The following is an 11,402-nucleotide window of genomic DNA, read 5'->3' on the forward strand; positions in this document are numbered from 1 at the left end:
CGTCGTAAAGAAGAAGTAGATTTCAAAGTCTATAAAAACGCAATTGCTCGTCGTGCATCTGAAAAATTAGGTTACGATGATTTCGCAAAAGACTTGATCGGACCAAACGCTTTAGCTTTTGGTAAAGATCCAGTGGCTCCTGCTCGTGTATTGGCTAAATTTGCCAAAGAACACGAAGCACTTGTATTAAAGACAGGTATCGTTGATGGCGACATGGTCGACACAGATACGATCAAAAAATTGTCTGCATTACCGAACAAAGAAGGTATGTTGGCTAAGTTCGCTTCTTGCCTGAATGCACCATTGATCAAGTTCGCTATGACTGTTAAGGCTGTAGCTGAAGCTAAAGAAAATGGTACATTTGAAGTAAAAGAGGTAGAAGCAAAAGAAGAAGCCGCTCCTGCACAGGCAGAAGAGGCAACAGAGGCTGCTGTAGAAGCTGCCCCAGCTGAATAACATAGGAGGAAAAAGAAAATGGCTAAATTAACTCAGGAAGATATTCTTGCTTACTTAGAAGAAGCTACAATTTTAGAACTGAATGACTTAGTAAGCGCAATCGAAGAAAAATTCGGTGTCGTTGCAGCTGCTGCTGTAGCTGCTGCTCCGGTTGAAGAAGCAGCTGCTGCTGGACCAAGCGAAGTAACTGTAACTTTGACAGATGTAGGTGGAACTAAAGTTGCTGTAATCAAAGCAGTACGTGAAATCACTGGTTTAGGATTAGTAGATGCTAAGAAACTGATTGATGGTGCTCCAGCTGCTATTAAAGAAAACGTTAGCCCAGAAGAAGCAGAACAGATCAAAGAAAAATTGGTTGCTGCTGGTGCTACTGTTGAAGTTAAGTAATTTAACGAAGACAAAACATGTAAGAAAAAGCCTTTATCTAAAGCAGATAAGGGCTTTTCTTTTTGAATCGTGATACTGGTTTGATACTAAAAATTTTTAATTTTCTTGTCTTCTTCCAGACATTGGATATGAAATATTCATAAATAAAATTTATGACACACTAATTTATATGTATTGGTGTTTTTTTAATAATACGATTACAATAAGGAACGAATTAGTTATTTGGATACACTTGCCTTGTTACTTCGATCAAATGCTGCATGGCAGGTGTCATCTGCTTATACTGATTCCAGATCAAGTAAATTTGGATTGCTTGAAACTCTGTCACCGGAATCGATACATATTCTTGATCGTCCGGTAAAGTATGTTCAAAAAGAAGAGTAGCGGCAATTTTGTTGGTCACCAGTTGTTTGATAATAGAAATCTGGTTGGTTGTTAAGATGATATTGGGATCGATCTTATAGTGCATGCATTGGCTGATGGTTGCAGTAGTCAGAAAGGATTCCTCGGACAACATGACCAAAGGCTGCTTCTTGATTTCTTGTATCGATAACATATTCTTTTTGGACAAAGGATGTTCCTTATAAACAAACAGGCAAACTCTGGTATCTGCAATTTTATAGGAACCTAATGTAGAAGGTATGGGAGCATTTGAGGAAATGATGGCTAAATCCAGTTTTCCATCAATGATTTTTTGTCGGTTCAACATGCTTCCATTTTCCACAAGAATCGTTTGAATCTGTGGATATTGTTGATATAAAGCTTGCGCAATCAATGGAAAATATAAGGTGGAACTGGCTGGGGACAGGCCAAATTGCACCGCTTGATGCGTATGGCCTAAAAACTTCATTCGATTGGAAAAGGCATCTGCCTGTTCCAGTAATAGATTGGCTTCATTTAAAAAATCTTGTCCTTGCTTAGTTAAGACCAGACCTTTGTTCTGGCGCAGAAATAAAGTGATGCCAAATTCCTGCTCCAAGTCATGAATCACATGTGTTAATGTGGGTTGGGAAATGTGCAGAGCCTTGGCTGCTCGTGTTAAATTGTTGTATTTACAGATGGTTTTAAAATAGTGTAATTGAACCAAAGTCATAAAAAGCCTCTTTTCGATTTGAAATCATTATAACAGAACCTTTTAAAGTAGAGTAGAAAGGAACGGGAATATGAAACGATTATATCATTATTTACGCGCCTATCCATTGATCACGATCTTAGCGCCTTTGTTCAAGATGTTAGAAGCAACCTTCGAACTGTTTGTTCCGTTGGTAGTTGCCCAGATGATCGATGTGGGAATTGCCCAAAGGGATGCGATTTTTTTATGGAAGATGACAGCATTGCTGATTTTATTAGGAATCATCGGCTTTGCCTTTTCTTTAACGGCACAATACTTTGCCGCTAAATCGGCAGTCAGCTTAGGCCAGTCCATGCGTAAAGATTTGTTTGCTCATATCAACACATTTTCGTTCCAGGAAATCGACCGTATCGGTACATCGACCTTGATCAACCGAATGACCAATGATATCAATCTGGTACAAAATGGTTTGAATATGTTTTTGCGCCTATTTTTGCGTTCTCCTTTTGTCGTATTGGGAGCTATGGTCATGGCTTTCAGTGTGAATGTAAAGGCGGCTTTGATCTTTGCGGTTGTTATTCCGGCTTTAATGATCGTTGTATTTGCGATTTTGTTGATAACAATGCCGCTATATAAAAAGGTACAACAGACATTAGATCGAGTATTGTTGAAGACAAGAGAGAATTTAACCGGTATTCGTGTAGTACGAGCCTTTGCCAGAGAAGACAAAGAAAAACAACAGTTTCATCAGGAAACGGATACACTGTATCAAAAACAAATCTTTGTCGGCAAGATTTCCGCTTTATTAAATCCTTTAACGTATATGATCGTTAATCTGGGTGTTATTGCCATTTTATATTTTGGTGGTCTGCAGGTAAATGCAGGAGAATTAACACAGGGAGAAGTCATTGCCTTGATCAACTACATGTTCCAAATTTTGACAGAGCTGGTAAAGCTGGCCAATCTGATCATTCTTCTATCCAGAGCTTTTGCGAGTCTGGGACGTGTAAATGCGATATTTGAAGTCCCTTCTTTTTTAGAAGAAGGAAACAAAAGACAATGGGATTTAAATCCTTCAAAGGATGTCCCGGCTATTTCCTTTGACCATGTCAGCTTTCAGTATGCGAAATCAGGTAAAGAAGTGCTGCAGGATATCAGCTTTCAAGTACAGCAGGGAGAAACGATTGGGATTATCGGGGCAACCGGATCCGGAAAATCTACACTGGCTCAACTTTTGTGTCGCTTTTATGATCATACAAAAGGAAAGATTTATTTGTTTGGAAAAGAAATTGAGACACTTTCGCCTTTTTCTCTTCGTGAACATATTGGATATGTCGAACAAAAGGCAACCTTATTTTCCGGAACATTAAGAAAGAATATGCAGCTAAAAAAGAAAGATGCTACAGATGAAGAGATATGGAAGGCTTTAGATATCGCACAGGCCAGAGAGTTTGTCGAGGAAAAGAAAGAAGGATTAAATCTGGAAATTCTACAAAAGGGAAGTAATCTTTCCGGAGGCCAAAGACAACGGTTGAGCATTGCCCGTGCTCTGGTTGGAAATCCGGATATTCTGATTTTGGACGACAGTGCTTCAGCGCTTGACTTTGCGACAGATGCCAAACTGCGCCATGCGATTCGTACACATACGAAAAATCAAACAGTTTTGATCATTTCGCAACGTGTATCTGCCATTTATGATGCCGATCACATTCTGGTCATGGAGGATGGAAGGCTTGCAGGCTCTGGAAGACATGAAGATTTAATGCGAGATAATTTAATCTATCAGGAAATCTGTGCTTCCCAGTCCTTTGGAAAGGAGGTGGCTTCGAATGCGTGAAAATAAAGAAACACTACAAAGAATCTTAACCTACTTAAGGCCCTATCGCGGATGGATATGTTTGTCGTTTCTTCTTTCGACTTTGGTTGTAGGCTTTACACTTTACGTTCCCATTATGACGGGGAAAGCGGTAGATAAGATCGTTAAAGCCGGACAGGTCGATTTTTCAGGCTTGATGGTCATCCTGTTTGGAATTTTCTTATCGATTTGTGTGACTTCTATGGCACAATGGCTGATGAACCACATCAATAATAAGATCACTTATCGCGTGGTCAAAGATTTACGAGTGCAGGCCTTTGATCATTTACAGGTATTACCGCTATCCTTTGTGGATCAGCACGCTTTCGGAGATTTGATCAGCCGCATCATAACGGACATCGATCAGTTTTCAGATGGCTTGTTGCTTGGATTTACTCAGCTTTTTTCCGGTGTATTGACCATTGCAGGCACGATTGTATTCATGGCCAGCTTAAATATCTGGATCACGATGATTGTCGTGCTGTTAAGCCCGCTTTCATTTTTACTGGCAAATTTTATCGCAAAAAAATCGTATCAGATGTTTACGTATCAGTCACAAACCAGAGGGCAGTTAACGGCTTTTACCAATGAAATGCTGGAGGGAATCAAAGTGGTGCACGCCTTTAATCATCAGAACGAAGCACAAAAAGACTTTGATCAGATCAATGAAGAATTATCGACCTATTCTCTAAAGGCTACCTTTTATTCTTCTATTACCAATCCGGCAACTCGTTTAATGTATTCATCGATCTATGCCGGTGTGGCGATTGCGGGAAGTTTGGCTTGCACGGCTTCTATGATCAGCGTAGGGCAGCTGTCCAGCTTTTTAAGCTATACCAATCAATACACCAAGCCGTTTAATGAGATTACCGGTGTAATTACTGAGTTTCAAAACTCGATCGCATCGGCGGCTCGTGTCTTTGCCCTTATTGATGAACCGGCAGAAATTCCCGACAAAAAAGAAGCGCTGAATTTAACAAATCCAAAAGGAGAGGTTGTACTGAAACATGTGGATTTTTCGTATAGTTCAAATAAATCATTGATTCAGGATTTGAACGTTTCGGTTAGACCGGGACAGCGTATTGCCATTGTCGGACCTACCGGATGTGGAAAAACGACATTGATTAATCTTCTTATGCGCTTTTACGATGTGCAAAAAGGCACCATCCGGTTTGATGGACATGACATTCGTGAAATTACGCGTCATTCTTTGCGTACGAGTTATGGTATGGTCTTACAGGATACATGGTTAAAAGCGGCAACGGTCAAAGAGAATATCGCCTATGGGAAGCCGGATGCCACAGATGAAGAAATCATAGAGGCAGCTAAAAAAGCGTATGCGCATAATTTTATTTTACAGATGCCAGAGGGCTATGACACGATTCTGGCCGAAGGAGGAGGCAATCTTTCGCAGGGACAAAAACAATTATTGTGCATTGCGCGAATCTTATTGTGTTCGCCATCGGTCTTGATCTTAGACGAAGCTACTTCTTCGATCGATACCATGACCGAATTACGTGTACAAAAAGCTTTTGAAACGCTGATGAAAGGAAGAACAAGTTTTATTGTGGCCCATCGATTATCCACTATTCAAAATGCCGATCGAATCCTGGTGATGAAAGAAGGAAAGATCGTAGAACAGGGAAAACATCAGGATCTATTATCACAAAAAGGATTCTATTATCAGCTCTACAACAGCCAGTTTTCATCATCTGTGAATGGATAGAAGATGTAGAGTTTGGTACAATAGAGACATGATTGAAATTTGTAATGTGACCAAAATTTATGAAAATGGCGTGGTTGCTCTGCGTGATGTTTCTATGCAGATTCCTGAAAAACAAAGAACTGTCTTTTTTGGACCAAGCGGCTGTGGAAAGACAACGCTATTAAGAATGATTGCCGGCTTAGAAAGTATTACAAGCGGAAATATCATCATGCCAACATCCTGGAAGATATCGTTCATGTTTCAAAATGATCGATTGTTAGATGCCATTTCTGTCAAAGATAATATTGCGTATGGCATCGATCAAAGAACCCTCTCTAAAAGCGATTTGGCAAGAAAGGTAGAGGATACCGCCAGGCTTGTAGGTGTAGCTTCTATTTTAGAACAAAAATGTAAGACACTCTCCGGTGGGCAGAGACAGCGTATTTCTCTGGCAAGAGCCTTGATCAAAGAACCAGATTTGTTGTTGATTGATGAAGGTTTAAATTCGTTGGATCAAAGTTCGAAATATGAATTGATCGATATCTTGATCAAACTGCAGGAAACAAAACAATTTACCTTATTATATGTGACGCATGATGCCCAAGAAGCCAAGAAGGTGGGTCAAAACTTTATAGAATTTAAAAAGGAAGGGGATTAATTATCCTCTTCCTTTAGTATTTTGGCGACGGCATTAAAGATACCATTTTCATAGGTGCTGGTTGTGGACCAGTTGGCAAAACTTTTGACATAATCTGTTGCACTTCCCATTGCCACTCCGATATCTGCCTTTTCCAACATGCCAATATCATTGGTGCTGTCTCCGATACAGATCGTATCCTTCCATGTCATGTTGTTTTTATTTAATACCAGCTCGATTCCCTTGGATTTATCATTATCGGCATTAAAGATATCAAAACAGAAGCCGTCGGTTTTAACGTTGATCAAATCCGAACGAAGATTTGGGTGTTCCTTCATAAAAGCATCCAAACTTGTTTTATCCTTTGTCATGATCACGGCATTAAAGACACGGTGACGTTTATGGAAAGTCTCTGTTTGATCGTAAAATAAAGAATCCAATACATTACAATATTTACAGAAATAGTACATCGGATAAAAATCGTTGTAGATATATGTCGCATCACCGAAATGAAACATCAATCCGAATTTATGATCCTTACAAAGCTGTACCAGTTCTTCTACGGTTTCTTTTTCAATAGGGTAGGCGCCGATCTCATTGAAATCTTTATCAAGAATATAGCTTCCGTTGATCAGCACATAATCATCAAACTCCACTCGTTCCAAGATCAACTTCATTTGGTTTAAAGGTCTTCCGGTAGCGGCACATACCTTATATCCTTTATCTTTTAACATCTGGATCGCATCCAGTGCACTATCTTGTATGATATCATTTTCTGTCTGATACAAAGTTCCGTCCATATCAAGAAAGACAATTTTGTGTTTCATGTTCATTCCTCTTTTCTGTCCTCAGTACTTATTATAATAAAAAAGTAGAAAAATTTGGATGATGTTTTGTCTTTTTAAACGATAAAATTATTTTGTGGCTAAAAATAAAAATGAGTATAATAAAAGAAAAAGAGAAGGAAAATGAAGGTTTGTAAGTCTTGTAATATACGTTATGAAAATGGTAAATATTGTGCAAAATGCGGTCGGGAATTAGAAGAAGAGAATCCAAAAAACAATGGGAAGCCCAAGCCTAAGAAGATACTGATTCTCTTGTTGGTCGTTTTGATCCTGGGGGTACTGACAACAGGAAGTTATTTTTTCTTCTTTGCGAAAACAGATGTGTCCTTGATGGATGAAAAGGATTGTACGGTAACTTTTTCTGGTACTAATGGTAAAGGAAAAGCGAATGTAGCTTGTATGATGGACCAGGGGAATTATAATGATTTTTTCACAACGGTCAAATATACAGTAAAGCCCAATGAAAATTTAAAGAATGGACAAACAGTTTATGTTGAGGCAAGATATGATGAAGAGTCAGCTAAACATTATCGGATTCATCCAATAAATACTTCATTTAAAATAGAGGTAGAAGGATTGGAAGAACCAGTGGAAAAGTCAGTTCAAGAAAATACAGCATTACAGTTTTCAAATTTGGAATCCGTCAAACAAATGATCGATTTTTTAAAGGAGCAGGGCCTTCCTATATCCAATGTCTTTTATTATGATCAGGCAACTATAGTCGATGAAGAGCTGGAGCAGGTTGTTGATAAAGCTTATTTTGAAGATCAAACCATTGCGGGCAAGTCTTCCAAAGCCAATGCCCATTTAAGTGGAGGTACGATTGAAATCTGTACATCAAAACAAGCAGCCTATGATCGCTTAAATAAAGTCAACAGTATCGATCATCACCAATATATGTATGATTATGTATTTGGTAAAGTCTATGTTCGTTTGGATAAAGCTTTGTCTTTAGAACAAGTGCAGGCTTATGAAGCCGTTTTTGATCAGATGAATAATAGGCAGACAGGAAGTGCCAAAGCAATGCGGGATGCGAATTTTTAGTACAGAAATTCATTTATAAGTAGGCTTTTAGAGAAGATAAAATATTTTGGGTGCTAAAATTTGGTGTTTTCAATGAAAAAAATAAAAAAGTATTTGACATTGAAGTTTAAAAAATGTAATCTATTCGTGCATGCGTAAATGAGGGATTCGAAAGAATCCCATATAAAACGGATGAAAAAGACACACCCGGAAACGTGTGTTAAGAAGTTTTTGAAAGGAGGGTACTTATGCCTACAATCAACCAGTTGATTCGTAAAGGTCGTAAGGCCAGTCAGAACGTTTCAAAGTCACCAGCTTTGAACCGTGGGTACAACTCACTGAAGTCAAGACCAACTAACTTGTCAAGCCCACAGAAACGTGGAGTATGTACACGTGTTGGTACCATGACACCAAAGAAACCAAACTCAGCACTTCGTAAATATGCCCGTGTTCGTTTGAGCAACGGAATGGAAGTTACTGCTTACATTCCAGGTATCGGACACAACTTGCAGGAGCACAGTGTTGTATTGATTCGTGGTGGTCGTGTTAGGGACTTACCAGGTGTTCGTTACCACATCGTTCGTGGAACATTAGACTGTGCCGGTGTAAATGACCGTAAACAATCTCGTTCTTTATATGGAACTAAGAAACCGAAGAAGTAGTCAATCGTGAAAGGAGGAAATTAAATGCCTAGAAAAGGACACATTGCCAAACGTGATGTATTAGTGGACCCTATGTATAACTCCAAATTGGTCACTCGTCTGATCAATAAAATCATGATTGATGGTAAAAGAGGGGTTGCACAGACAATTCTGTACAACGCGTTTGAAATCGTTGAAGTAAAAACAGGAAAACAGCCAATGGAAGTTTTCGAACAAGCATTGGAAAACGTTATGCCTCAGTTAGAGCTGAAGGTTAGACGTGTTGGTGGTGCCAACTATCAGGTGCCGGTAGAAGTAAGTGACGAACGTCGTTTGACATTAGGTCTGCGCTGGATCGTTAACTATGCACGTTTAAGAAATGAAAAAACTATGGAACAGCGTTTAGCTGCAGAAATCATTGATGCATCTAACGGAACGGGTGCCAGCGTTAAGAAACGTGAAGACACTCATAAAATGGCGGAAGCAAATAAAGCCTTTGCTCACTACCGCTGGTAAGAAAGGAGAAAAGTTTAGTTTATGCCTAGAGAATATAGTCTGGAAAATACTCGTAACATTGGTATCATGGCGCACATCGATGCCGGTAAAACGACAACAACTGAACGTATCCTTTATTACTCTGGTGTTAACCATAAAATTGGGGAAACACATGAAGGTGCCAGTACAATGGACTGGATGGAACAGGAACAGGAACGTGGTATCACGATCACTTCTGCTGCCACAACTTGTCACTGGAAAAAATTAGATGGAACCGGACCGGAATGCCGTATCAATATCATCGATACACCAGGTCACGTTGACTTCACCGTAGAAGTTGAACGCTCTTTGCGTGTATTGGATGGTGCCGTAACCGTTCTGGATGCCAAAGCCGGTGTTGAACCGCAGACAGAAACTGTATGGCGTCAGGCGACGACATATGGTGTACCTCGTATCGTATTTGTCAACAAAATGGATGCGACAGGTGCAGACTTCATCATGTCCTGTAACACGATCATTGATCGTTTAGGAGCTAAGTCCTGCCCAATTCAGTTGCCAATCGGTGCTGAAAGTGACTTTGAAGGTATTATCGATATCATCGAACGTAAAGCTTATACATTCAGTGGTGACTATGGACGTATTATTACGGAAGTTGCCATTCCTGAAGAAAGCCAGGATTTAGTCGAAGAATACCGTGCTAAATTATTGGAATACTTAGCCGATTATGATGAAGATTTCATGATGATGGTTCTGGAAGGTGAAGAACCTGAAATCAGTGAAATCAAACGTGTATTGCGTATTGCCGTATGTGCCGGTGATTTCTTCCCGGTATTGTGTGGTTCCGCATACAAAAACAAAGGTGTTCAGCAGGTCCTGGATGCAGTTGTTGATTATCTGCCTAGCCCATTAGATGTACCGGCTATCAAAGGTACAACTTTGGACGGTGAAGAAGATGAACGTCATCCAAGTGATGATGAACCATTCTCTGCATTGGCATTTAAGATCGCAACAGACCCATTTGTAGGAAAATTAAGCTTCTTCCGTGTGTACTCCGGTAGTGCAACTGCAGGAAGCTATGTATTGAACTCTACAAAGGATAAGAAGGAACGTTTCGGACGTATCGTACAGATGCACGCCAACCATCGTAAAGAAATCGATCAGGTTTGGGCCGGAGATATCGCTGCTGCCGTAGGTCTAAAGATTACGACAACAGGGGATACGCTGTGTGATGAAAAACATCCGATCATTCTGGAATCTATGGAATTCCCTGAACCAGTTATCGAATTGTCTTTGGAACCAAAAACAAAAGCCGATCAGGATAAAATGGGCTTGGCTTTAAGTAAATTGGCTGAAGAAGACCCTACTTTCAAAACATATACAAACGAAGAAACAGGACAGACGATCATTGCCGGTGTTGGTGAACTTCATCTGGATATCATCGTTGACCGTCTGCGTCGTGAATTTAAGGTAGAAGCCAACGTAGGACAGCCTCGGTTGCCTACCGTGAAACAATTCGTGCCACTGCTGACTGTGAAGGTAAATACATTCGTCAGTCTGGTGGTCGTGGACAATACGGTCATGTATGGATCAAATTCGAACCAAATGAAGAAGGTAAAGGATTTGAATTCGTGGATGCGATCGTTGGTGGTTCCGTACCGAGAGAGTACATCAAACCAACAGAAGAAGGTTTGAAGGATGCCTTAAATAATGGTATGATCGCCGGTTATCCGGTTATCGATATCAAAGCTACACTGTTCGATGGTTCTTACCATGATGTCGATTCCAGTGAAATGGCCTATAAGATTGCCGCCAGTATGGCACTTCGTGAAGCTGCCAAAAAGTGTAATCCGGTATTGTTGGAGCCAATCATGTTTGTTGAGGTAACAGCACCGGCTGAATACTTAGGTAGCGTTATGGGTGACGTTTCCAGTCGTCGTGGTTCGATCACAGAACAGGAAGAGCGCGGAAATGCCGTAATCGTACGTGCTCATATTCCATTGTCAGAAATGTTTGGTTACGTAACTGACTTGCGTAGCTTTACACAGGGACGTGGAACTTACTCCATGAAATTTGATCACTACTCTGAAGTTCCTAAGAGCATTGCAGAGAAGATCATTAAAGAGAATTCAAGCGAAAACTAGTTGCTTTTCGCTTGGTTCTAAAGTACAATGTTTTTGCATGAATTTTAATTTTTAATTAGGAGGAAAACTAAAATGGCAAAGGAAAAATTTGACAGAAGTAAAACCCATGTTAATATTGGTACAATCGGTCACGTTGACCATGGTA

General features: G+C 40.0%; 10 protein-coding genes and 1 pseudogene. 9 read left to right on the plus strand and 2 right to left on the minus strand.

Translation table 11 applies throughout. The features are described from left to right. A partial coding sequence (rplJ, locus tag U0M88_RS03550; RefSeq protein ID WP_331868932.1) for a 50S ribosomal protein L10 occupies positions 1 to 456 on the plus strand: 456 nt, incomplete at its 5' end. An 18-nt stretch (positions 457 to 474) separates the two neighbouring features. Next, positions 475 to 843: a 50S ribosomal protein L7/L12 gene (gene rplL, locus U0M88_RS03555; protein ID WP_331868933.1), complete on the plus strand. Its 369-nt coding sequence runs from the start codon at positions 475 to 477 to the stop codon at positions 841 to 843. A gap of 214 nt (positions 844 to 1,057) precedes the next feature. On the opposite strand, the gene U0M88_RS03560 is transcribed toward rplL, so the two are convergent. After that, positions 1,058 to 1,936: a LysR family transcriptional regulator gene (locus tag U0M88_RS03560; protein WP_331868934.1), complete on the minus strand. Its 879-nt coding sequence runs from the start codon at positions 1,934 to 1,936 to the stop codon at positions 1,058 to 1,060. Between the two features lie 70 nt (positions 1,937 to 2,006). Here U0M88_RS03560 and U0M88_RS03565 point away from each other — a divergent pair, with 70 nt between their 5' ends. Genes U0M88_RS03565 through U0M88_RS03575 form a run of 3 tightly spaced genes read left to right on the plus strand, consistent with a single transcriptional unit; the run spans position 2,007 to position 6,133 of the window. Further along, positions 2,007 to 3,752 (plus strand): ABC transporter ATP-binding protein, encoded by a 1,746-nt coding sequence (locus U0M88_RS03565; protein WP_331868935.1) that lies wholly within the window; start codon positions 2,007 to 2,009, stop codon positions 3,750 to 3,752. Then, positions 3,745 to 5,496, plus strand: a complete 1,752-nt coding sequence (locus tag U0M88_RS03570) for an ABC transporter ATP-binding protein (RefSeq protein ID WP_331868936.1) — start codon at positions 3,745 to 3,747, stop codon at positions 5,494 to 5,496. The genes U0M88_RS03565 and U0M88_RS03570 overlap by 8 nt, the downstream gene beginning before the upstream one ends. 28 nt (positions 5,497 to 5,524) lie before the next feature. Next, a complete protein-coding gene (locus U0M88_RS03575; protein WP_331868937.1) occupies positions 5,525 to 6,133 on the plus strand; it encodes an ABC transporter ATP-binding protein in 609 nt (202 codons plus the stop codon). On the opposite strand, the gene U0M88_RS03580 is transcribed toward U0M88_RS03575, so the two are convergent. Further along, a complete protein-coding gene (locus U0M88_RS03580; RefSeq protein ID WP_331868938.1) occupies positions 6,130 to 6,939 on the minus strand; it encodes an HAD family hydrolase in 810 nt (269 codons plus the stop codon). The two genes, U0M88_RS03575 and U0M88_RS03580, sit on opposite strands and share 4 nt — an antisense overlap. A gap of 141 nt (positions 6,940 to 7,080) precedes the next feature. Between U0M88_RS03580 and U0M88_RS03585 the strand changes: the two genes are divergently transcribed. From U0M88_RS03585 to fusA, 4 genes and pseudogenes are all read left to right on the plus strand, one after another. Next, complete coding sequence (locus U0M88_RS03585) at positions 7,081 to 8,001, plus strand: hypothetical protein (RefSeq protein ID WP_331868939.1); 921 nt, start codon at positions 7,081 to 7,083, stop codon at positions 7,999 to 8,001. A gap of 227 nt (positions 8,002 to 8,228) precedes the next feature. After that, positions 8,229 to 8,642, plus strand: coding sequence for a 30S ribosomal protein S12 (gene rpsL, locus U0M88_RS03590; protein WP_331868940.1), 414 nt, complete (start codon positions 8,229 to 8,231; stop codon positions 8,640 to 8,642). 24 nt (positions 8,643 to 8,666) lie between these two features. Continuing rightward, positions 8,667 to 9,137 carry a 30S ribosomal protein S7 gene (rpsG, locus tag U0M88_RS03595; protein WP_022789367.1) on the plus strand — a complete coding sequence of 157 codons (471 nt, stop codon included), beginning with the start codon at positions 8,667 to 8,669 and terminating at the stop codon, positions 9,135 to 9,137. A 21-nt stretch (positions 9,138 to 9,158) separates the two neighbouring features. Further along, positions 9,159 to 11,257: pseudogene (gene fusA, locus U0M88_RS03600) on the plus strand (elongation factor G). The last annotated feature ends 145 nt before the right edge of the window (positions 11,258 to 11,402 follow it).

The sequence above is a fragment of the Faecalicoccus sp. genome (assembly GCF_036552745.1).
In the GTDB taxonomy this organism is placed as follows: Bacteria; Bacillota_I; Bacilli_A; order Erysipelotrichales; family Erysipelotrichaceae; genus Faecalicoccus.